Source organism: Myxococcus vastator (assembly GCF_010894475.1).
In the GTDB taxonomy this organism is placed as follows: Bacteria; Myxococcota; Myxococcia; order Myxococcales; family Myxococcaceae; genus Myxococcus; species Myxococcus vastator.
Genome location: NZ_JAAIYB010000026.1, coordinates 1 through 21,488, shown reverse-complemented (window position 1 = coordinate 21,488; position 21,488 = coordinate 1). Strand labels below are relative to the sequence as shown.

Sequence of the window (21,488 nt, the reverse complement as noted above, 5' to 3'; positions counted from 1 at the left end):
GCGGTCAGGACAGGCCGCCCGCGGGAGGCCCCTCCTCTTCATCGTCGGCGTAGCGCCGGTCCTCGTGTCCATCGTCGGCCTGCTCCAGGCCGGCCTTCACGCCGCTGAGCGTGCGCAGCAGGTCCAGCGGGATGGGCAGGATGGTGTGGTTGCCCCCGGAGGTAATCTCCACCAGCGTCTGGAGGTAGCGGAGCTGGAGGGTGGCCGGATAGCGGCCGAGGACCCTGGCGGCCATGGAGAGCTTCTCGGCGGCCTGGTGTTCGCCCTCGGCGGCGATGATTTTCGCGCGGCGCTCGCGCTCGGCTTCGGCCTGCCGCGCGATGGCCCGCTGCATCTCCGAGGGCAGGTCGATGTGCTTCACCTCCACGTTGGACACCTTGATGCCCCACGGGTCGGTGCGGGCGTCGAGCACCTGCTGGATGTCCTGGTTGATGCGGTCGCGCTCGGAGAGGAGCTGGTCCAACTCCACCTGGCCCAGGATGGAGCGCAGCGTCGTCTGGGCGAGCTGGCTGGTGGCATAGAGGTAGTCCTCCACCTGGAGCACGGCCTTGTCCGCGTGGATGACGCGGAAGTAGACGACGGCGTTGACCTTCACGCTGACGTTGTCCCGGGTGATGACGTCCTGCGGAGGCACGTCGCGGGTGACGGTGCGCAGGTCGATGATGACCATGCGCTCCACGAAGGGGATGAGCCAGCGGAAGCCCGCGCGCTTGAGGCCCACGAACCGCCCGAGCCGGAACACCACGCCGTTCTGGTACTCGTTGACGATGCGCACCCCGGACAGGAAGAGCAGGAAGACGATGGCGACGGGGATGAGCACTCCGAGCAGTCCGGTCCATTGCATCATGTCGGTACCTCGTCGACGAAGAGGGTGAGTCCTTCCATTCCCCGCACCACGACGTGGGCGCCGGAGCGGATGGGCGTGGTGGAGGTGGCGAGCCAGCGCTCTCCATGGATGAACACCTCGCCGCGCTCCGGTGTCACCGGGGCCAGGGCGGTGCCGCGCTCGCCCACGAGCCCCAGGTCGCCACCTCGCTGGGGAATCCGCCGCGTCTGCGCGCTCCGGTAGGCGACGTAGGCCGCCGCGCCCGCCAGCGCCACGGTGGTGGGCACCAGCCACGTCCACGACACGTGGAAGGAGCGGTCCACGAACCACTCCGGGTCGAAGCGGTCCACGAGGAACAGGCCGCCCAGGCCCAGCAGCACCACGCCCGCGGCGCCGAGCAATCCACTGGCGACGAACAGCTCCGCGATGATGAGGGCCGCGCCCACCAGCATCAGCAGCACCGCGCCCGCGCGCACCGGCAGCGCGGAGGACGCCACCAGCGCGAGGACGAGCGCCACCGCGCCGATGAGCCCCGGGACGATGGCGCCCGGGTGGGACAGCTCCACCACCAGCCCCAACGCGGCCACCAGGAACAGCAGATAGACGATGCCGGGGTTGGCGAGCGCGTGCACGGCGCGCTGGGACAGCGTGGGCTCCAGCGTGACGAGCCGTGCATCCCGGGTGGAGAGCCGCACGGACTCGCCCCCTGCCACCGTCACGCGCCGCCCGTCCGCCTGCGCGAGGAACTCCGCCTCGGTGGGCGTGACGTACTCCACCACGCGCAGCGCCCGCGCGTCGTCCGCGGACACGCTGACGCTGTCGCGCACGGCGGAGGCGGCCCACTGCGCATTGCGGCCCCGCTGCTGGGCGATGCTCTCCGCGAACGCGACGGCGTCGTTCTCCACCTTGCGGGCCAGTTGCTCGCCGCCCACGGCCTCCGGGGACTGGCCGGAGGGGCCCACCACCGGATGCGCGGCCCCGATGTTGGTGCCCGGCGCCATGGCCGCGACGTTGGACGCCAGGGCGATGAAGACGCCCGCGCTGCCCGCGTGTGCGCCGGAGGGGCCGACCCAAACGAGCACCGGGACAGGTGACGAGAGGAAGGCCCGGACGATGTGGCGCGTGGCCTCCAGCGAGCCGCCGGGGGTGTCCAGCCGGACGAGCAGCGCGTCATGCCCCGCGGCCTCGGCGCGCGCCACGCAGTCGGACAGGTAGTCGCTGGTGCCGGCGTCGACCACGCCCTCCAGGTCGCAGCGCGCCACGGTGGGCTGGCCGCCTGTCGTGGGTGCCTCGGCCGCGGACGCGAGCAGGCCCGCCGTGAGGACACACAGGAGGGCCGGGCCCGCGAGTCGCCATCGTGCCCGTGCGTGCATCTCACACCCCCTGGAGGCTGGCGGGGTTGAAGGAAACAGGGACGATGCCGCGCGGCGGCAGGGGGCGCACGGCGGCCAGGTGCTTGAGCAGCCGCAGGTGGTCCCTCAGCATCCGGGGCATGAGGAAGTGCTGACGCACATGCTCGTGTCCGCGCGCGCCCAGCAGCCGGGCCTCGTCGGGACGGCGGAGCAGGTGGAGCATGGCCTCCGCGCACTCCTCCACGGTGTCCACGAGGAAGCCGCCGGTGCCCTCGGGCATCTGAATGGGAATGCCGCCCACGCGGCTGGCGACGACGGGGGTGCTCTTCCACAGCGTCTCCGCGACGACGAGCCCGAAGCCCTCGCGCAGGGACTTCTGGACGACGACGTCGGAGAAGGCCTGGAGCGCGTTGACCTCGATGTTTCCCACGCCGACCAGGTTGGTGAGGATGTGGATGAGGCTGTCGCCTGCGGTGGCGGCGCGGAGCTCTTCGTACACCTCCCAACCCTCCGGGTCGTCCAGGGCCAGTGAGCCCGCGAGCGCGAGCTGGAGGTCGGGCACGTGGGGGCGCACGCGCTGGTAGGCGCGGACGACGCCGAGCGGGTCCTTCCAGCGGTCGAAGCGGCTGACCTGGGTGATGAGCGGCCGGTGGGTGCGGATGCCAATCCACTCCAGCACGTCGCGCGCGAGTGACACATGCAGCGGGTGGTTCTTGGGGCTGAGCGGGTCGATGGCGGGCGGGTAGATGCGGACGTCGGAGATGGGGAGCCGCGGTGGAATGAACTCTTGCAGCGTGAAGATGGCGGCGTCGTAGGCGTGCAGGTAGGGCGACAGGAAGTCCCAGAAGGCCGGGTTGGGGTGCGAGGTGTCGATGTGGCAGCGCCATATCCAGCGCGCATCGAGACGGGGGCTGAGCGTGGCGAGCACGGCGGGCTGCGGGTCATGGACGAAGACGAAGTCGTAGTGCTCCGAATCCGAGACGAGCTGGTGGGCGTTGAGCTGGGCGTTGGCCAGGTAGGTGGCCTTCTCGGACTCGGAGAGCTCGCCGGGCGCGCCTTGCAGGCCGTTGTGGATGCGCTTGGTGACCTGGAAGAAGGAGTCGTCGCCGTGGATGAGCTTCCAGTCCGTGACGATGCCCAGGTCGTTGTAGAGCGGGACCAGGGAGCGGAGGATTTCGGAGACGCCGCCGCCGTAGGGCGTGGCGCTCAGGTGCATGCACCGGGCGCCGCGCAGGTCCTCGGAGAGCCGGTGCAGTTCGTCGAGGATTTCGTCGGGAGCAATCCCGCGATAGGTGGCAAGCGAACGCTTGCCGACGTCGACGACGTCCAGCATGGCCTCGGCCTCCCAGGTGCGCGCTCCAGGCAACGGTGCGCACGGGACGCGGCATCATCCCGCGCCGTGTGTCCGCCGGGCTGCTGTCCGGCACGGGGAGCAAGCGCTTCAAGGCGTGCCCGGGCATCCGCTGGTGGACGCTCGCTGTCGTCGCCAGATTGTCGCTGGAGGGCACGCTCCCTAGGGTCCGTCCGCAACTCGACAAGGAGGCTACATGCGTCGTGCTGTTCTCATTGCCTTGGGCGTGGCGGTTGCTTCGCTCGCTTGCAAGACCACGCAGCCCGAAGGAACGGAGGACCGTCAGCCTTTGATGGGCCCGGACCAGATCCGCGAGCCCGTGCAGACCGTGGCGGACTCCCCCGCCGGCCCCGCGACGCCCCTGCCGGAGACCGACGCGGGCACGCCGGAGACCGACGCGGGCACGTCGGAGACGCCGGCGGAGTAGGAATGGTCAGCCCGCGCGGAGGATGAACACGGCGGCCACCACCGCCACAAGCACGGACTGGCAATGCGCGGCTACAGCCGCCCCCGGCGGGAAGAAGAACCCGCTGCCGCTGGGTGCGGTTCCAGGCCGCTCCACAGGACGGCCACGAGCGACTGGACATGGGCCTTGCGCCCTTCACGTCGAGGCTGGCCGTTCATCGTCTCGAACATGGCCACGCTGTGCACCGCCGCCATGAACCCCTGGGCCGCGGCGGCCGGCTCCACGTGGGCAATGCGACCCTCGTCCCGCCACCGGACCATCCGCGCGGTGAGCGCCTCCTGGAGCTGCATGAACGGCAGTCCCCGGTGCCACTTCGCCAGCGTGGGCCGGTCCAGCGAGGGATGGGTGATGACGTGCAGGAGCGTCGGCATCAGCTCCACGAAGTAGGCCGCCAGCCGTCCCGCGACCTCTTGCAGGTGGGCCTTCACATCCTCGGGGGACGGCGTGCCGAGCAGCTTCTCCACGTCGGCCTGGGGGGGCGTCATCGCCGCCACGAAGAGGTCGTCCTTGGAGCCGAAGCGCTGGTACAGCACGGCCTCGGAGATGCCCGCCTCCTGGGCAACCGTCCGTGTGGACACCGCTTGCCCCTTGTCCCGGAAGAGTCGCTCGGCGATGCGGAGGATGTCGGCATCATCAATGGTCTTCGTCCGGCCCACGTCAGCTCCCTGGCATCGCACGGACAGCGCACCCCGCCGCCCCTTGCGAGCATGAGCCCCGGGAGGGACGGCGGCAAGGGCAGCGCGATCAGGCCTCTCACCCTTGTGCTGGCGGGGAGCGCGGGCCCGTGTGTCCCCAGACCCGCTGACCCGGAACCAGCGAGGCGATGCCCTGCACCTCGACGAAGACCTCGCGGATGCGGACATCCGCCCTCGCCGTCGGCGTCTCCGTGGTGAGCCCGCGCCGCCCCATGATGGGGGACAGCCGGACCACCCGGCCCTCCGCAAGACGTGCCCCGCCATCCGTGTAGAGGACACACGGCATGCCCACCTCCACCCGGGGCGCGTCGATTTCATCCACCTCCAGCCGCACCTGCATGCGGGAGGTGTCGCCCAGCACGAACAGCGCCTGCGGACCCTGGGTGTAGAGCTCGCCTGGCTGGAACCGACTCCACAACACCGTGGCGGCCAGGGGCGCGAGGACCTGGCGGCGGGCCAGCGCCGCTTCGGCCTGCCGCAGCCGCGCACGCGCTGCCTGCAATCGCTCCTGCACCACCTTCCGGTCCTCCCTCCTGGGGCCCCGCTCGATGGCCTGGAGCTTCGCTTCGGCGGCGAGCGCCGCCGCTTCAAGCGCCCGGGCCTCGGACGTGGCTCGCTCGGTGTCCGCGGCGGCGGTGGTGCCCGCCGCCTTCAACCGGAGGGCCCGCTCCGCATCCACGGCGGCCTGCTTCGCACGCGAGGCGGCCGCTTCGTGCTCCGCCCGGGCCTGGGCCCGCTCCTCGGAGGTGGCGCCCCGCTGGTAGCGCTCGGCCACGGCCTCGGCCTCCGCGAGCTCGGCCCGCGCCAGGGTGATGGCGTGCCGCTGGGCTTCGTCTTCCAGCCGCGCGAGCACCTCGCCCTGCGTGACGGGCTGTCCCTCGTGGACGAGCACCTCGGCCACGCGCCCGGACTCCTGGGCCGCCAGTTCCACCGCCCCGCCCCAGGGCTCGACGATGCCGGGGGCCACCACGCGGTGGACATCCATGGGCTGGACGCCTCCACCTGCCGGGCCCGACACCACGCTGTTGCGCTCGACAGGGGGCGGGCCGTGGCAACCCGACGCCAGCAGTCCGAGCACTCCCGCCGCCGCGACTCCAAGACGATGCGTCTTCCTCATCCGTGTACCTCCCGAGCGGAGGGGCTCGCCCTCTCATGGACATGCCCGTCGACGACCTCGACCAGGCGGTCCGCGATGGCGAGCACCCTGTCGTCATGCGTGACGACCACGACGGCACGTCCCAGGTCCGTGGCGAGGTCCTTCAGCGTGTTCAGGACGGCCTTGCCCGTCACCCCATCCAGCGAGGCCGTGGGCTCGTCACACAGGATGACGGGCGCGTCAGTGACCAGCGCACGGGCGATGGCCACGCGCTGCTGCTGACCTCCCGACAGGAGCCGGGGCTTCGCCGCCTCGCGGTCTGACAGGCCCACTCTGGCCAGCGCCACGCGTGCCCGTGCGGCCCGCTCCCGGGCTGACGTGCCGCGCAGAAGCAGCGGGAGTGCCACGTTGTCGAGCGCGCTCAGCCCCGGCATGAGGTTGAACTGCTGGAAGACGAAGCCCACCCGCTCTCTCCGCAGGAGGGCCAGCGCATCGGGACTTCCACCCGACACCGTCCGTCCGTCGAGCATCACCTCCCCTTCCGTCGGCGAGAGGACGAGCCCGAGGAGGCTCAGCAGCGTCGTCTTCCCGCTACCGGACGGGCCCATGATGACGAGCACCTCGCCGCGGCGCACCTGGATGTCCGTGGGATGGAGGGCCCGCACGGCAAGCGGCCCCGTACCGAACAAACGGCCGACACCGCGACCTTCGAGGACCACCTGGGAGGAGGAAGTGCTCATGGCTTCAGCCCCGGAAGACGATGGCAGGGTCGATGGCGAGCGCGCGGCGCACCGCCGCCAGCGACGCGAGCGTGCAGGAGGTGAGGGACACGGCCATGACACCGGCCAGCATCCACGGCGGGGCCAGCATGGGCGCCTGCGGGGCATGCGCCTTCACGAAGAAGAAGGCGAGGAGGCCCACCCCGGCGCCCACGGCGAAGAACAGCCACGCCTGTGCCAGCAGCAAGCGGACCAGGTCCTTGCGCGTGGCCCCCAAGGCCTTGAGCGTCCCGTAGTCCCGAAGGCGGTCGACCACGGACGAGTAGAGGGTGATGGCGACGATGACGGACCCGATGAACGCGGCCACCGCCGTGCCCATGCCGAAGACCATGCCCACCGGCGTGCGCCGGAGGAAGTGACGGACCTCCATGGCGCTCAGCTCGCCGCGGGTGACGACGAGCGCGTCGGGGATGCGGGCCTGGAGCCGCTGGCGCACCGTGACGGCGTCCTCTCCGGGGGAGACGCCGGTGGCCACGAAGGTGATGCGGTCCTGGGGAAACTGCGTATAGGCGCGCGCGTCATCAAGGTTCGCGAAGACGTAGGTGTACGAGCTGTGCGGGTCCACCTTGTCGAAGAAGCCGGCGACGAAGGCCGTCTTCCCATCGATTTCGAGCCGCTCGCCCGGGGCTGGGAAGGCAAACGCGGGCCGGGCGCTCCAGGAGAGGAAGACGCGAGCGGGGCCTCTCAGGGACTCACGCTGCGTGCCGTCCACCAGCGTCCGGGCCAGCCCCGCGTAGCGCGGTGGCTCGACGCCCACCACCTTCACCAACTCGCGGACGCCGTCCGGGCGGGTGATGCGGCTCATGCCCTGGATGACGGGCGCGGCCCAGGCCACGCCGGGAGTGCTCGCCACCTCGGCGACGCGGGTGGCGGGCAGCGAATCGGTGATGTCCGTGTTCTCGGTGGCAGCCGAGGCGACCCAGATGTCCGCGTCTGTCCCATCCGCGAACGCAGAGACGAGGCTGAGGATGCCCAGCAGGATGGAGAGCTGCTGGGACATGAGGAAGACGGACACGACCACCCCCACGAGCGTCCCCATGCTCTTGGCGGGGGCATCGAGCAACATCTTCAGGGCAAGGCCGAGCATTCGCATGGAGGAGCGCCGTGGGAGAGCTGCCGGGAGACCCGGTTGGAAATAAATAAGCGTGCGCTCGCTTATTGTCAACGAGCCACCGGGAGGTGAGCGTCTACGCGCGTCGGGCGCTCACATCTCCTCGGGTGGCTTCACGCGACGGAAAGCGAGGTACCGCAGCACGTCGTAGTGCATCTTCAGGCCCGTCCCGATGCCTGGAGTCTTCATGAACCGCATGGTTCTTCTTCTCTCGTGTGTATCTCTATCGGCGTGCTCGCTGCTCCAGCGCCCATTCCGCCCCGAGCACGCACCGCCCGACGAGTCGGCGAGGTTCGTGTTTCCCTTGGGCTTTCCTCCGGGGGAGCACACCTTCATTCCAGCCACCATCTCCACCGCGGTCGGGCTGGCGATGGATGACTTCTTGCCGAGGGGCGCGAAGCCGCCCAAGGCGGCGACACCCGATGAGGTGTGCCTCGCGCAGCGAAGTTCATACGACGTGTTGGCGAAGGCGCTGTCCGACAGCGTCGTGTTGGTTTCGTTTTCGCCCAAGGAGGGGGCCTGTGTTCAAGAAGGCCTTGCCCTGGATGTGGGCGCGACGTACGCGGTCGATGTGGACGGCTGGCGCATCCTGGCCGTTCAGCGGTGAGGCACGCGGAAGGAGTCACGGTGCGGACGACAGTCTACCTGGCGGAGCGGGTGTGGACGTTGGATGCGGCGCGGCCACGGGCCCAGGCGCTGGCGGTGCGGGATGGGCGGCTGCTGGCCGTGGGGACTCGCGAAGAAGCGGAGGCCGCCGCCGGCCCGAATGCGCGTCTTGTGGACCTGGGCGCCGCCACCGTGGTGCCGGGCCTCGTGGACGCGCACGCGCACATCCACGGGCTGGGCCGGAGCCTGACGACGGTGCGGTTGGAGAAGGCGGGCTCGGTCGATGAGGCCCTTCGCCGGCTGACCGAGGCGCCCGCGTCCAGCTTCCAGGGAGACTGGCTGCTGGGAAGAGGCTGGGACCAGAACGAGTGGTCCGGTGGCGCCTTCCCGGGCCGCGAGGAGCTGGACGCGCGCTTCCCCTCGACGCCCGTGTTCCTCACCCGGGTGGACCACCACGCGGCCTGGGTGAATGGCGAGGCCCTGCGGCGCGCTGGCATCACCCGCGACACGCCGGACCCGGAGGGAGGCCGCATCCTCAAGGACGCGCACGGCGAGCCCACGGGCATGCTGGTGGACAACGCCATGGACGTGGTCGCCGCCGCGATGCCTCCGCCTTCCACCGCGCAACTGGAGACACGGCTGCGGGCCGCGTTGATGCGTTGCGCGCAGGTGGGGCTGACCGGCGTGCACGACGCGGGCATGGAGCGGGAGGCCTTTCGCGTGCTCCAGGCGTGGGACGCCGCGGGCACGTTGCCGCTGCGCGTCTACGCGATGGCGGCGGGCCAGGGCGACGAGCGGCACGCATACCTCGAGCAGGGCCCGTGGCAGGGGCGGATGCTGGCGATGCGCTCGGTGAAGTTCCTGGCAGACGGCGCGCTGGGCAGCCGCGGCGCCGCGCTGCATGAGGACTACTGCGACGAGCCAGGCCAGCGCGGCCTGCTGCTGCTGCCACCCGAGGAGCTCGCCTCACGCGCCCAGGCCTTCATGTCCCGGGGCTTCCAGGTGTGCATCCACGCCATTGGAGACCGTGCCAATACCTTGGTGCTGGACGTGCTGCTGCGCGGCGCCGCGGAGACGGGCACGCAGGCGCTGCGGCACCGCGTGGAGCACGCGCAGATTCTCCGGCGCGAGGACATCCTCCGCCTGGGGGCCGCCGGGCTGGTGGCGAGCGTGCAGCCCACCCATGCGACCAGCGACATGCCGTGGGCGGAGTCGCGGTTGGGCCGCGAGCGGCTGAAGGGCGCCTATGCCTGGCGCAGCCTGCGCGACGCGGGCGCGCACCTGGCGCTGGGCAGTGACTTCCCCATCGAGAATCCGGACGTGCTGGCGGGACTGTACGCGGCGCGCACGCGGCAGGACGCGGCGGGCTGGCCCGAGGCCGGGTGGATGCCGGAGGAGCGGCTGACGGCGCGCGAGGCGCTGGAGGGCTTCACCACCGGGCCTGCCTGGGCGTCCTTCGACGAAGCCCGGCGCGGCAGGCTGGCCCCAGGGCTGGACGCCGACTTCGTGGCCCTGTCGGAAGACCCGCTGGAGGGGCCCGCCTCGGCGCTGGTGAAGGCGCAAGTCCTCGCCACCGTGGTCGCTGGCGCGGAGGTGTACCGCGCGCCGTCCGTGGCTTGAGCGCGGCGCCTCCCGGCTCACTCGCTGAAGATGTGCGAGCGCGCCGCCTCGGCGATGGTGACGACGGCGGGGTGGCGAATCTTCCGCTCGACGGTGATGGCGTAGAAGCAGGTCTCGATTTCGTCGGTGCGCCCGATGACGGAGCAGTTGAACTGCCGCTCCACCTCCGCCTCGATGGCGCTGGGCATGGCGAAGACGCCGTGCCCGCGCTGGCCGAAGGCCTGGAGCAGCGCGCTGTCATCGAAGTCCCCCGCGATGACGGGGCGCAGGCCCTTGCGCTCGAACCACAGGTCCATGGAGCGCCGCGCGGAGGACTCGTCCGACGGCAGCAGCACGGGCGCGCCGTCCAACGACTGAGGGAAGTTCTCCTTGAGCTCGAGCAGCTTCCCGGCCGCGAAGAAGGACACGCCGCACTTGCCGAGCAAGTGATTGAACGAGCGCACGCTCACTGGCTCCGAGCTGGGCGCGTCCGCGAGCACCACATCCAGCTCATGCAGGGCCAGTGAGGCGAGCAACTGCGGCAGAGGGCCTTCGCGACAGATGATGCGCAGGGATGGGCCCGCTTCGAGCGCGGGCTTGAGGAGCTGCTCGGCCACCAGCTTGGGGATGACGTCGAGCACGCCGACGTTGAGCCGCAGCTGTTGTCCGGGCGGCAGGCCGGAGACGACGTTCTTCAGCTCGTTGCCCAGGCGGAAGATTTCGTCCGCGTAGCGCATCACCGTGCGGCCCACGTCGGTGAGCACCAGCTTGCGGCCCTGGCGCTCGAACAGCTTGTGGCCCAGCGACTCCTCCAGGAGCTTGAGCTGGCTGCTGATGGTGGGCTGCGCCAGGTGCAGCTCCTCGCCCGCCTTGGCGATGCTGCCCGCCCTCGCAACCGTCCAGAAGTACAGGAGATGGTGGTAGTTGAGCCAGCTCATATCCATAGAGATAGCCGAAGTATCACCGTTAAACTACCTAATTTTCTTATGGAGCCTGGGCCTTTAATTTCCTCTGCGTCGCGCCGTCGTGTGGGCGCGTCCAACCGGAGGAGGTCCATGGAAACCATCAGCCTGAACGTGTCCTTTGAATCCCCTGAGCTCGTGGTTGCGGCCGAGGTCGTTGAAGCGCGCGTCCGTGGGCACCTGGAATTGGTGCGGCGGTTGGCGTGGAAATACCGGTGGACCGGCCTGCCGATGGACGAGCTCGTGGCGGAGGGCAACGTCGGGTTGATGGAGGCGGCAGGGCGGTTCGAGGAGCGCGGGGTGCCGTTCGCGGCCTATGCGAACCAGTGGATTCGTGCGCGCATCCGCGCCTACGTGGGCCGCAACTGGAGCATGGCGGGCGGCCGGGCGCCGTGGGTGGTGTTCCAGCTCCGGCGGGAGCGGGCGCGACTGGAGGCCCGGTGGGGAGAGGGCCACCCGGAGGTGGAGAAGCGCCTGGCCGAGGCCCTGGGGAAGCGGGAGGACGAGGTGGCCCGCGCCATGGAGGCGCTGTCGCGGGACGTGTCGCTGGACGCGCCGGTGTCGCCGGACTCGGAGGCCACGCGGCTGGAGGGGCTGATGGCGGACGCGGACTCGCAGGAGGACCTGGTGGACCGGGCGAAGTGGGCGCGGCGGCTCCGGGCGAGCGTGGATGAGGCCTGGCCGGAGCTGGACGCCCGGGAGCGCGCGCTGGTGGAGGAGCGGATGCTGGCGGAGGACGGGGTGAGCGCGGAGCTGCTGGCGCGCCGCTTCGGGGTGACGGCGGTGCGCATCCGGCAGATCGAACAGGGCCTGCGGGTGAAGCTGCGCCACAGGCTGACGGCCGGTCTCACGTCCTGGGACGGGGAGGCGATGTCCCTGGCGGCCTGACGCCTGCCCGCCCGGGTGGCGGAGAATGCTGTTGACGGAGGAGGGAGGGGCTCGCTATGAAGGCGCCGTTCCGCGCGGTGCCCCTTACGCCCAGGTAGCTCAGTCGGTAGAGCAGGGGATTGAAAATCCCCGTGTCGGTGGTTCGATTCCGCCCCTGGGCACTCAGCGGACATGAAGGCCTCTGGACCCAAAGTCCAGGGGCCTTTGTCGTTTCCGGCGCCGCGCTTGCTCGCAGACCCGCCGTTTATCCAAGCCACGCTCGCGTTCGTGGGCGTCTGGACAGGTGCGCCGCGCGGCCCCAGGTTGCGTCCAGCCGCGGGAGTGGAAATGACACGGGAACGACCTGGTGGGTGGGGATAAAGAGCGCGGATGCTTGAAGTGGCTTCGGGGAATGCCCGCTCCACGCTGGGGCGGTGGCTGACGGATGCCCTGCTCCGTGAGGAGGCGGGTGAGGACCTCTACGAACAGGGCAAGGACGTGCTCGCCCGGAAGCGGGTGCTGTCCGTCCAGACACGAGGGGCGGTCGTCGAGGGGACTGTCGCCGTGGGGCGCCAGGCGCCGTACTCGGTCCGACTCTCGGCGAGCGGCGAAGGGGACGTCTTCTCCTGCGAGTGCGCCGACTTCCTGGCGCTGTCGTTCTGCAAGCACCTCGTGGCCGTGGGGCTCGCCTGGCTGCGCCAGTCGGACGAGGCGCCTGTCACCGGACGTCCCGACACCAGCGCCGCGCTTCGTGCCTGGATGGAGGCGCACCAGGTGGCTCACGCGGGGCTGGACCCCATCAGCGTGCTCGGCTCCCACCTGCCGGATGCCCTCCGGCGGCATGGGGCCCTTCAGCACCTGTCGAACACCTCCGTGGGGTCCATCCTGGGGACCGAGGTCGCCCGGGGCTACCTCAATGCCCATCACCGGGCCCTGCTGGAGGACGCGGCCTGGGGCCATGTGTGCAGGGAAGCGGAGCGGGTGCGCCAAGGCTTGGAGCGGGAGCAGGACGCCGCGCCGCGACCGCCGCCCACGGAGGCCCGGCTGAAGCCGCTGATGGAGGCGCTCGTCCAGGAGCGTGAGCGCCTCCGCGCGCGGGTGCCTCCTCGCGTCTTGGAGGTCCCACCGGCCATCCTCCTCCGGGAGCGCCCCGCGCGGCTGCTCGTGTCGGAGACGGGCGCGTTGCCAGCCCACCCCCTGCTCTCCGATGCGCACTTCCAGGGCGTCATCGTGGAGCCCCATGCGCTGCTGGATGGCGGGGCGGGGGTCCGCTGTCGGTGTGCCCGGAACGCCGACGGGGGCTGCGTGCACGCGCTCACGGCGCTGGACGCGGTGCTGGACTCGCTCGGCGAGAAAGCCGCGGCGCCGCGCAACGCCCGGCTGGCGGAGCTGCTCTATGACGTCCCCGGGCAGTACATCCTCGAGAGGCTGGAGGCCGCTTCGCTCGCGACGCCCGCCGAAGACGCGCTCGCGCCCGAGTCACAGGTGAGCTTCCGTCTGGAGCAAGGCACCTCTCTCGCCTTCACGCTCCGCGCCTGGCTGCACCGGCCGACGAAGACGGGGAAGCTCTCCAAGGGGACCCAGCTGGGCTGGAGGGACCGGCCGGCGGCGCTCGCCCTGCTCACCGCCTCCGGCGAGCGCGAGGCGCTGGCCTTGGTGGAGGCGAGCGCCTCGTTGGCGTCCTCGGGATTCAGCTTCAATCCGTCCGCGGAAGAGGGGCATTGGGTGCTGCTGCTCCAGGCGCTGCGGGCGTTGACCCATAGCGCGCGGCTGCACCTGGCGGAGCGTCCCGACGTGCCACTCCAGGTCCGCGAGGCTCCGCTGGGCTTCCTCTTCGAGGAGCAGGACGACGGGACGCTGCGCGTGCGCCCCGCCGTCGAAGGCGCCGCTGTCCAGGTGGGGGACCTGCATCCGCCCACGTCCGCGGCGAGGACGTCCCAGCCGTGGCTGCTGTTGGAGCGGGAGGTGCCGCGCGTCACCCTGCTCGCCGTGGCGCCTGAAGCCGGTGAGCTGCTCGCGACATTGCGCGAGACGGGGGCGCGGCTCCCAGCCTCCGCGCGGGGCGACCTGCTGACGCGGCTGTCCGGGCTGGAGGCCCGCGTGCCGTTGACGCTGCCGTCGTCGATGGAAGGGGCGGAGGTCGAGCCCGAGCGGGGCCTGTGGGTCCGGCTCCGGCCCGTGGGCGAGGAGGCGCTGGAGGGCACGGTGCTGGCCCGGCCGCTCCGGGAGGGGCCGCTGCTCGTGCCTGGAGAAGGCGCGCCCGTGGTGCGCGGGGTGCGTGGCCGCCAGCGCGTCCGAGTATCGCGGAACCTGGAGGCGGAGCGCGCCGAGGCCGCCGTCCTGCTCGAGCGCCTGGGGCTGCCTCACGGCGCCCTCCGCTTCACGCGGGGGGATGTGGCGTCCAGCCTGGCCTTGCTGGAGGCGCTGGCGCCCCTGGACGACGGGGAAGGGGTGCGGGTGGAGTGGGCGCAGCAGCAGCCCTGGCGGGTGTCCAGCACGCCCGACGCGTCGGCGCTGCGGGTGCGGGTGGGGAGCGGGCAGGACTGGTTCGGCGTGGAGGGAGAGCTGAAGGTGGACGGCGAGCGCGTGGCGCTGGCGGTGCTGCTGGAGGCCGTGCGCCGCCGCAGCCGCTACGTCCGGCTTGGGCCGGGGCGTTGGATGCGCCTCACCGATTCGCTGCGCGAGCGGCTCGCGCCCCTGGCGGCCCTGACCTTCCCCACGCGCAACGGGCTGGAGGTGAGCACGGCGGCCGCGCCCGTGCTGGACGGACTGGTGGAGGCGGGCGCGCGGGTGCAGGCCCCACCGGACTGGCGCAAGCTGGCCACCCGCATCCGGGAGGCGCAGGCGTCGAAGGTGGCGGTGCCCCGGAAGTTGAAGGCCGGACTGCGGGACTACCAGCGAGAGGGCTTCGTGTGGATGGCGCGGCTGGCCTCATGGGGCGGTGGCGCGTGCCTCGCGGATGACATGGGGCTGGGGAAGACGCTCCAGGCGCTCGCGCTCTTGCTGCACCGCGCGGCCGAGGGACCGGCGCTGGTGGTGGCGCCCACCTCCGTCTGCTTCAACTGGGCGCGCGAGGCGGCGCGCTTCGCCCCCTCGCTGCGCATCCACTCCTACCGCGAGTCGGAGCGCGAGGCGCTGCTGGAGGCGCTGGGGCCCGGGGACGTGCTCGTCGCCAGCTACGGCCTGCTGGTCAAGGACGCGAAGCGCTTCGCGGATGTGTCCTTCGCCACCCTGGTGGTGGACGAGGCCCAGGCGGTGAAGAACCCGGACACCGCGCGCGCCCGCGCCCTGCGCGCCGTGAAGGCCGGCGCGCGCGTCGCGCTGACGGGCACGCCCGTGGAGAACCGCCTGTCGGAGCTCTGGAGCCTCTACGCGCTGCTGTTCCCGGGGCTGCTGGGCAGTCGCGAGTCCTTTCGTTCACGCTTCGCCGTCCCCATCGAGCGGGACAGGGATGCGGGGGCCCGGGACTCGCTGGCGCGGGTGGTCCGGCCCTTCCTCCTGCGCCGCACCAAGGGCGAGGTGGCGCGCGAGCTGCCCGCGCGAATCGAGACGGTGGTCTCCGTGGCCCTGAGCGCGGGCGAGCGCCGGCTCTACGACGACGTGCGGCTGGCCGCGCTGGCGCAGGTCGGGGAGGCGCCAGGGATGGACGCTCGCTTCGCGCTCCTGGCCGCGCTCACCCGGCTGCGGCTGGCCGCGTGCCACCCGCGGCTCGTCGACGAGGACTCAGTCTTGCCGTCCTCCAAGCTGGAGCGGCTGCTGGAGCTGGTGGACACGGTGCGCGCCTCGGGGGGCCGGGCGCTCGTCTTCAGCCAGTTCGTGAAGCACCTGGCGCTGGCGCGCGAGGCGCTGGCGGCACGAGGCGTGTCCATGCAGTACCTGGATGGGCAGACACCGCCGGCGGAGCGGCAGGCTCGCGTGGAGGCCTTCCAGGGGGGGCAGGGTGACTTGTTCCTCATCTCACTGAAGGCGGGCGGCACGGGCCTCAACCTCACCGCCGCGGACCATGTCATCCACCTGGACCCCTGGTGGAACCCCGCGGTGGAGGACCAGGCCACGGACCGGGCGCACCGCATCGGTCAGACGCGCCCCGTCACCGTGTCCCGGCTCGTCTCCGAGGGGACCCTGGAGGAGGCCATCCTCGCGCTCCACGCGGAGAAGCGCGAGCTGGCCGACAGCCTCCTCTCCGGGGCGGACGGGGGCGCCGCGCTTTCTCCCGAGCAGTTGCTGGCGCTGCTGCGCTTCGGCGCGGCTGGGAATGCGTGAGGGGGTGTGCCCTGGGCGGACCCTTTTGAGCCTGGACGGAGGCTCACCCGGACCTGGAGGGCTCCAGGGCCCACCGGTCTTCATCGTCTCGCCAGACAGCGGCTCCCTGGTAGGTCCAGCCACCGGACGCGGTGTCTTGCGTGAACACGAAGGCTGTTTCACTGGGGTGGCGGTCTGGAACGCGCAATGCCAGGCGGCCGGGGGCGGTGAAGGCTTGCGCGTCCTTGACGAACAGGAGCAGGTGGCCTTCATGGCGCCCTGTTCTGGGCGCCGTGCTCAACCCGAAGTGGGCGCTGAGCTGCTCCTCCGTGAGCGTCGTCCCCGGCGGAGGCGCCAGCCGTTCAGGCGGGATGACTTCGACGACCAGCGCGATGGGGGAAGCCGCTTCGTCAGCCTGATAGGAATTACGCAGGGGATTGTCCGAGCGGAGCAGCCATTGCCCGTCTTGGCGGACGAGCCGCTTCACCTGGTAGCGGAAGCCTGTGATGGGGTCGGGGACCTGGACGAGGGCCACCCGCCCCTCCAGGGGCCCTGCCCCCGCGGCTTTCGCGTCGCGCATCACCAGCCAGTCCCCATCGCGAATGGGGTGCGCTCCTCCGTCCATGGAATCACCAGCGGCGCGCACCGCGAACAGACCATCCCCTTGGGCTCGGCTCGGAAGCCGGACCCTCGCCGCCTCCGGGGCCGGGTGGATTGAGAGGGATTGCTCCACGGCGCCCGCGGCCGCGCGCAGGCTGGGAAATGCGACCAGTGTTCCCCAGGGCGCGAGGGGACTCGGCTCGGCCTGAACCGGGGCCGCGCTCCACCCTTCCGGTCCGAGCGTGAGCCGGACGCGGAAGGCCGTGCCCGGAATTCCCGCCGTGGGGCCAAACCAGCGCCGCAAGAGGTCCGGCAGTTGATTCTGTTTCGCGCCATCGGGTCGCGCGACGTTGACGGCAATCTTCACGAAGTCGAAGTGCCAGCGCGCTCCATCGTCGAGCCGGACCGTTGTCGTTCCCAGGGGCAGGTCCGGGCGCGCGCTCCGCTCCGGGAGCTTGAGGATGGGGCCCCGGCTGTTCGAGATGACCCTCGCATCAAAGGCGGTGTCTTGCGCCTGTGCCTGTTGGCGACGCCGGTACTGTGCGAGCCGGTAGTCCACCAGCTCGCGAGTCATGGCCTCGAAGGACTCCGGGGCCGATGGAGCCATGGGGAGGCGAGGGATGAACCGCTCTTCCTCGACGCGGAACCACCTCCCGCCCTTCGTCCACGCCTCGATGGGGTTCGACTTCCAGTAGGTGAGGAACCGGGCGGGGTTCGGGCGGCGTGGGTCGCCCAGCGCCTTGACCGCTTCGAGGTCCCGGAGCAACTCGGGGGAGCGCTGGAGGATGGCCAGGCTTCGCCGGGCAAGCTCGGACAGCGGCATGCCCTGTTGCAGGGCTCCGGCTTCGAGCAGCGCTTCCAGCACGACCATCTTGAAGCACTGGCGCAGGTTCGTGAGCTCGAGCTCCTTGAACCAGTCGCGGCCTTCGTCGAGCGTCCGAGCCTCGCCGTCGGTCAGGTCGCCCTCCGACTTCACGAAATCGAACCAGCCCGGGTGCGCCTTGCGCAGCGTCGCGGGGGAGTACCCACGCCGGTAGAGCTCTCCCAGGGTGGGCCGCAGCCCCCGTGCGTCGCGCAGCTCGCGGTAGACGCGCTCGACCTCCTGGCCCCCTCCAGAGAGGAAGTGCTGGAGCAGCTCCTTGGCTTCGAGCTCCACTTCCACGGTGCAGCCAGCAGGCAGCTCGGGTTGCCGGTCCGAGGTGAGAAAGTCACGCAGGGAGACCGGAGCCTTTCCCAAGGCCAGCAGGGTTCGGAGCCGGTCGAGAAACAGCCGGTGATTCCCGACGAAGTCGATGAGGATGACCCGCTCTTTTCCCTCGGACTTCCGCAGGCCTCGCCCGAGCTGCTGGAGGAACACCACGGGGGACTCCGTGGGGCGCAGCATCACCACGCGGTCGATGCTCGGGACGTCGACGCCTTCGTTGAACAGGTCCACGGCGCAGATGGCGTCCAGCGTGCCATTGGCGAGCTGGCGCAGCGACTGGGCACGGTCCGCCGAGCCCGCCCCGGCGTGGACGGCCACGGCGCGAATCCCCTGGCCTTCCAGCCACTGCCGGACGAAGTGGGCGTGGGAGATGGAGCAGCAGAACACGAGCGTGCGGCTGGCGGGGTGCTTCTGCCACGCACGCCACAACGTCTGCATGCGTGCTTCCGTCTCAACCGCCTGGGTCAGCAGCGCCACGTCGAAGCGGCGGTTCTTCCAGGGGATGTTCTCGTAGGGCACCGTGTCCTTGAGCCCGAAGTACTCGAACGGCGCGAGCAGCCCCTCCTGGATGCCTTCTCCCAGGTCCGAGCGCCAGGCGAGGTGGTCATCGAAGAGGCCGAGCACGTCGCCCTCGTCGGCGCGCTCCGGTGTCGCCGTGAGCCCGAGCAGGAACGTGGGCTCCATGCAGGCGAGGATGGACCGGTAGCTCGCCGCCGTGGCGTGGTGGACCTCGTCCACGATGACGTAGTCGAACGCGTCCGCGAGGCGGAGCGCCTGAAGCTCTTGCGGCCGTGAGAGCTTCTGCACCGAGGCGAAGACCACGTCGCCCGCGAACTGCGCGCGTTGACCCACGTACCAGCCGAAGCGGAGGTGAGGCTGCTGGCGACGGAACGTCTCCGCTGCCTGGACGAGGAGCTCTTCCCGGTGCGCGAGGAACAGCACGCGGCTTGTCCGCCCTCGCTCCTGGCTGAACTGTTCCACGTCGAGCGCCGCGAGCAGGGTCTTCCCCAGGCCCGTCGCGAGGACCACAAGCGCACGTTGTCGTCCCTCTCTCCGGCCGCGCGCGAGCGCATCGAGCGCCTGTCGCTGCAAGCTGTGCGGTTCGCGACGGGGCAAGGGGGGCTCTGGTTCCGCCTCACCTGCCAGGAGGGGCTGCCGTGTCGCCCGTGCACGGCGGGCGTATTGTTCGACCCAGCTCGCGTCCAAGGGGGAGGCGCGGCTCCACCAGCCCTCGAAGGCGTCCACCACCTCGTTCCAGGCCCGCGGGTCCCGGTCCCGCTCGACACGCAGGTTCCACTCGATGCCTGTCTTCAAGGCGGCGCGTGAGATGTTGCTCGAACCGACATAGGCCACCGCGAGTCCAGTGCCCAGGAAGCGCCAGGACTTCGGGTGGAAGGACGCGAGGCGGAGCTTCTCCACCTCCACGACGCGCGCTTCGAAGCGGCCACGGCCGGGTTCCTCCTGGAGCGCGGCATCCTCTTCCATCCAGTCGAGCAGCCGTCGAAGCGCCTCCGCCTGGGTGATGGCGAGATAGTCACCCGTGAGGATGCGGACCGTCGCGCCCCGGGTGAGCGCTGCTTCCACGGACTCGCGCAGCAGCTCCAGTCCGCTGTCCTGCACGAAGGCCGCCAGGACTGAAATCTCCACCGCCTCCGCGAACAGCGGCTCCAGGTGGTGCAGGAACGGGTCGTCGAGGCCACCCGTGGCCAGGGGCTTGTTTCGCCCGGCGAGGTAGTTGCCTTTGTCTGGAATGACGTGCCGGACTCCGCCGCGCGGGTCGTCCATGTCTCCCTGGAAGCGAGGGATGACGTGCACATGCAGGTGGGGCACCGTCTGGCCGGCCGCCGCGCCCACGTTGATACCGATGTTGTAGCCGTCTGGATGCAGCTCGGCATCCAAACCGCGTTTCACCTCGTCCACCAGTTCGAAGAGGGCGCGCTGTTCCTCGGCCGTGGCGTCGAACCAGGTCGCGACCCGCCGCCGGGAAATCACCAGCGTGTGTCCCGGGCTCACCGGGAAGCCATCCCGGATGGCGAAAGCGAACGTGTTGGCCGCGACCCACTGCGCTTCAGGGATGGAGAGAAACGGGGAAGTCATCGTCACGGGGGGCGCTGAAGGCTACCTGAGCATCCCGTAGCACTTGCGGCACAGGGGCCTGTTCTTGCTGGCGTGGCAATGGTCGTTGGTGTTTCGTGGCATACCAGTAATTCCGGGACACGAGAAAGGTGCCCGCATTTCTCCTCCTTCCAGACGCTGCCCCACGATGCCGGGTGCACGGGCTGCCCGGAGCAGGGTAGAGAGGGCGCCGGAGGAGCGAATCAAGATGGACGCGAACGCAGTGGCGGAGCTCGAGAAGGCGGGCGTGAAGGTGGATCAGCCCGAGCGCCTGTACGTGGCGGTGGAGTGGGGCGAGGACGGCAAGCACGTGCGTCCGGTGGGGGAGCGCGTCCAGATTCGCGCGGGCGAGCAGCTGGCCCACGTGACGCTCAAGCCCATCTCCCAGCTCTTCGTAGGCGACGTGAAGCCCCCTAGCTTCGCCAAGGCGCCCCCGGACGAGTACCAGGCCTTCTTCCTCCTCATCGAGGCCACCGCCGCCGGCTACTGCCGCGCCGTGCGCAACACCGAGACGGACCAGGAGTTCGAGCGGCTCTACCGCCACCTCCTGCGCCGCCCCGACGGCACCGACCGCAACCCGCTCTTCTCCCACCTCCAGGGCGCCGTCCGCCTCTACATGTCCCTGCGCGACGTCAGCCAGGCGGAGTTCGAGGCCGTCATCCACCGCCTCCACCAGTCCGCCAGGCACTTCCAGACGCACACCGGCAGCATCAACTACTTCCAGGAAGTGCTCCGCGGCGTGCTCGGCGCCTGAGGCGTCCGTCAGCCCCACCGCCCTCCTGGTCAACCCAGGAGGGTGGCACCTGGAATATCGTGCCCCGCCGCCCGTTCCCGGGCGTTCTTCCGACAGGAGCACGGATGTTCCGTCAGTCGTTACTCTGGACCTCGTGTCTGGCCCTGCTCTCCGGCCCCGTGGCCTGCGCGCAGACGCAGAGCGGCAAGCCGGTGGCGAAGGCCGCCGTGGCCGCCGCGCCCAGGCTCGGCGCCGGCATCGAGTCCCGCACCCTCAAGAACGGGCTCAAGGTCATCGTCTGGCCCAACCACGACATTCCCAGTGTCGTCCTCTACAACTGGTTCCGCGTCGGCAGCCGGAACGAGTACCCCGGTATCACCGGCCTGTCCCACTTCTTCGAGCACATGATGTTCAACGGCGCGAAGAAGTACGGCCCCGGTGAGTTCGACCGCGTCATGGAGGCCAACGGCGGCGCGAACAACGCCTTCACCTCCGAGGACGTCACCGTCTACATGGACTGGTTCCCGCGCTCCGCGCTCGACGTCATCTTCGACCTCGAGGCCGACCGGCTCCAGCACCTGGCCATCGACCCCAAGGTCACCGAGTCCGAGCGCGGCGTCGTGTACTCGGAGCGCCGCTCCGCCATCGACAACGACAACATGGGCGCCCTGATGGAGCAGGTGCAGGCCACCGCCTTCGTGGCGCACCCGTACCAGTTCCCCGTCATCGGCTGGCCGTCCGACATCGAGTCGTGGCGCATCGAGGACCTGCAGCGCTACTACAAGACGTACTACGCCCCCAACAACGCCACGCTCGTCTTCACCGGCGCCGTGACGCCCGCCGAAATCTTCGCGCTCGCGGAGAAGCACCTGGGGCCCATCCCC

The 21,488-nt window shown here is 70.6% G+C and carries 16 protein-coding genes and 1 tRNA gene; 8 read left to right on the top strand and 9 right to left on the bottom strand.

Annotation, left to right across the window (positions count from 1 at the left end; translation table 11 throughout):
* Positions 1 to 4 precede the first annotated feature (4 nt).
* Genes G4D87_RS04515 through G4D87_RS04505 form a run of 3 tightly spaced genes read right to left on the bottom strand, consistent with a single transcriptional unit; the run spans position 5 to position 3,511 of the window.
* Positions 5 to 844: a slipin family protein gene (locus tag G4D87_RS04515; protein WP_163779333.1), complete on the bottom strand. Its 840-nt coding sequence runs from the start codon at positions 842 to 844 to the stop codon at positions 5 to 7.
* A complete protein-coding gene (locus tag G4D87_RS04510) occupies positions 844 to 2,199 on the bottom strand; it encodes an NfeD family protein (protein ID WP_163779302.1) in 1,356 nt (451 codons plus the stop codon). Before G4D87_RS04510 ends, G4D87_RS04515 begins: the two co-directional genes overlap by 1 nt.
* A 1-nt stretch (position 2,200) precedes the next feature.
* Positions 2,201 to 3,511, bottom strand: coding sequence for a glycosyltransferase (locus G4D87_RS04505; protein WP_163779300.1), 1,311 nt, complete (start codon positions 3,509 to 3,511; stop codon positions 2,201 to 2,203).
* A gap of 214 nt (positions 3,512 to 3,725) precedes the next feature.
* On the opposite strand from G4D87_RS04505, the gene G4D87_RS04500 reads away from it, so the two are divergent.
* Entirely contained in the window at positions 3,726 to 3,956 is a 231-nt protein-coding gene (locus tag G4D87_RS04500) for a hypothetical protein (RefSeq protein ID WP_163779298.1), read from the top strand.
* A gap of 71 nt (positions 3,957 to 4,027) precedes the next feature.
* Here G4D87_RS04500 and G4D87_RS04495 read toward each other — a convergent pair whose 3' ends face one another.
* The 4 genes from G4D87_RS04495 to G4D87_RS04480 form a co-directional block, all read right to left on the bottom strand.
* The gene (locus tag G4D87_RS04495) at positions 4,028 to 4,651 is read right to left on the bottom strand and encodes a TetR/AcrR family transcriptional regulator (protein ID WP_163779296.1); all 624 of its coding nucleotides are present in this window, start codon (positions 4,649 to 4,651) and stop codon (positions 4,028 to 4,030) included.
* A gap of 97 nt (positions 4,652 to 4,748) precedes the next feature.
* Positions 4,749 to 5,807 carry an HlyD family secretion protein gene (locus G4D87_RS04490; RefSeq protein WP_163779294.1) on the bottom strand — a complete coding sequence of 353 codons (1,059 nt, stop codon included), beginning with the start codon at positions 5,805 to 5,807 and terminating at the stop codon, positions 4,749 to 4,751.
* Positions 5,804 to 6,526: an ABC transporter ATP-binding protein gene (locus tag G4D87_RS04485; RefSeq protein ID WP_205507420.1), complete on the bottom strand. Its 723-nt coding sequence runs from the start codon at positions 6,524 to 6,526 to the stop codon at positions 5,804 to 5,806. The genes G4D87_RS04490 and G4D87_RS04485 overlap by 4 nt, the downstream gene beginning before the upstream one ends.
* Positions 6,527 to 6,530: 4 nt before the next feature.
* Positions 6,531 to 7,658, bottom strand: coding sequence for an ABC transporter permease (locus G4D87_RS04480; RefSeq protein ID WP_163779293.1), 1,128 nt, complete (start codon positions 7,656 to 7,658; stop codon positions 6,531 to 6,533).
* A gap of 205 nt (positions 7,659 to 7,863) precedes the next feature.
* On the opposite strand from G4D87_RS04480, the gene G4D87_RS04475 reads away from it, so the two are divergent.
* A complete protein-coding gene (locus G4D87_RS04475) occupies positions 7,864 to 8,283 on the top strand; it encodes a hypothetical protein (protein ID WP_163779290.1) in 420 nt (139 codons plus the stop codon).
* Between the two features lie 20 nt (positions 8,284 to 8,303).
* A complete protein-coding gene (locus G4D87_RS04470) occupies positions 8,304 to 9,902 on the top strand; it encodes an amidohydrolase (RefSeq protein ID WP_163779288.1) in 1,599 nt (532 codons plus the stop codon).
* A gap of 17 nt (positions 9,903 to 9,919) precedes the next feature.
* Here the strand turns inward: G4D87_RS04470 and nhaR are convergent, their stop codons facing one another.
* A complete protein-coding gene (nhaR, locus tag G4D87_RS04465) occupies positions 9,920 to 10,819 on the bottom strand; it encodes a transcriptional activator NhaR (protein WP_163779286.1) in 900 nt (299 codons plus the stop codon).
* A 117-nt stretch (positions 10,820 to 10,936) separates the two neighbouring features.
* Between nhaR and G4D87_RS04460 the strand changes: the two genes are divergently transcribed.
* The 3 genes from G4D87_RS04460 (at position 10,937) to G4D87_RS04450 (ending at position 15,973) form a co-directional block, all read left to right on the top strand.
* Entirely contained in the window at positions 10,937 to 11,731 is a 795-nt protein-coding gene (locus tag G4D87_RS04460; RefSeq protein ID WP_205507419.1) for a sigma-70 family RNA polymerase sigma factor, read from the top strand.
* A gap of 88 nt (positions 11,732 to 11,819) precedes the next feature.
* Positions 11,820 to 11,892, top strand: a tRNA-Phe gene (locus tag G4D87_RS04455).
* Positions 11,893 to 12,100: 208 nt separating this feature from the next.
* On the top strand, positions 12,101 to 15,973 hold the full coding sequence (locus G4D87_RS04450; RefSeq protein WP_163779283.1) for a DEAD/DEAH box helicase: 3,873 nt from the start codon (positions 12,101 to 12,103) through the stop codon (positions 15,971 to 15,973).
* A gap of 43 nt (positions 15,974 to 16,016) precedes the next feature.
* Here G4D87_RS04450 and G4D87_RS04445 read toward each other — a convergent pair whose 3' ends face one another.
* Complete coding sequence (locus tag G4D87_RS04445; RefSeq protein ID WP_240358005.1) at positions 16,017 to 19,853, bottom strand: DEAD/DEAH box helicase family protein; 3,837 nt, start codon at positions 19,851 to 19,853, stop codon at positions 16,017 to 16,019.
* 226 nt (positions 19,854 to 20,079) lie between these two features.
* On the opposite strand from G4D87_RS04445, the gene G4D87_RS04440 reads away from it, so the two are divergent.
* Positions 20,080 to 20,625 carry a hypothetical protein gene (locus G4D87_RS04440; RefSeq protein WP_176410478.1) on the top strand — a complete coding sequence of 182 codons (546 nt, stop codon included), beginning with the start codon at positions 20,080 to 20,082 and terminating at the stop codon, positions 20,623 to 20,625.
* 104 nt (positions 20,626 to 20,729) lie between these two features.
* A partial coding sequence (locus G4D87_RS04435; RefSeq protein ID WP_163779279.1) for a M16 family metallopeptidase occupies positions 20,730 to 21,488 on the top strand: 759 nt, incomplete at its 3' end.

Bases quoted from the DNA above. Each gene is read 5' to 3' on its own strand.
- G4D87_RS04515 (WP_163779333.1), bottom strand. From the start codon at position 844: ATGCAATGGACCGGACTGCTCGGAGTGCTCATCCCCGTCGCCATCGTC.
- G4D87_RS04510 (WP_163779302.1), bottom strand. From the start codon at position 2,199: ATGCACGCACGGGCACGATGGCGACTCGCGGGCCCGGCCCTCCTGTGT.
- G4D87_RS04505 (WP_163779300.1), bottom strand. From the start codon at position 3,511: ATGCTGGACGTCGTCGACGTCGGCAAGCGTTCGCTTGCCACCTATCGC.
- G4D87_RS04500 (WP_163779298.1), top strand. From the start codon at position 3,726: ATGCGTCGTGCTGTTCTCATTGCCTTGGGCGTGGCGGTTGCTTCGCTC.
- G4D87_RS04490 (WP_163779294.1), bottom strand. From the start codon at position 5,807: ATGAGGAAGACGCATCGTCTTGGAGTCGCGGCGGCGGGAGTGCTCGGA.
- G4D87_RS04485 (WP_205507420.1), bottom strand. From the start codon at position 6,526: ATGAGCACTTCCTCCTCCCAGGTGGTCCTCGAAGGTCGCGGTGTCGGC.
- G4D87_RS04480 (WP_163779293.1), bottom strand. From the start codon at position 7,658: ATGCGAATGCTCGGCCTTGCCCTGAAGATGTTGCTCGATGCCCCCGCC.
- G4D87_RS04475 (WP_163779290.1), top strand. From the start codon at position 7,864: ATGAACCGCATGGTTCTTCTTCTCTCGTGTGTATCTCTATCGGCGTGC.
- nhaR (WP_163779286.1), bottom strand. From the start codon at position 10,819: ATGAGCTGGCTCAACTACCACCATCTCCTGTACTTCTGGACGGTTGCG.
- G4D87_RS04460 (WP_205507419.1), top strand. From the start codon at position 10,937: ATGGAAACCATCAGCCTGAACGTGTCCTTTGAATCCCCTGAGCTCGTG.
- G4D87_RS04450 (WP_163779283.1), top strand. From the start codon at position 12,101: ATGCTTGAAGTGGCTTCGGGGAATGCCCGCTCCACGCTGGGGCGGTGG.
- G4D87_RS04445 (WP_240358005.1), bottom strand. From the start codon at position 19,853: ATGACTTCCCCGTTTCTCTCCATCCCTGAAGCGCAGTGGGTCGCGGCC.
- G4D87_RS04440 (WP_176410478.1), top strand. From the start codon at position 20,080: ATGGACGCGAACGCAGTGGCGGAGCTCGAGAAGGCGGGCGTGAAGGTG.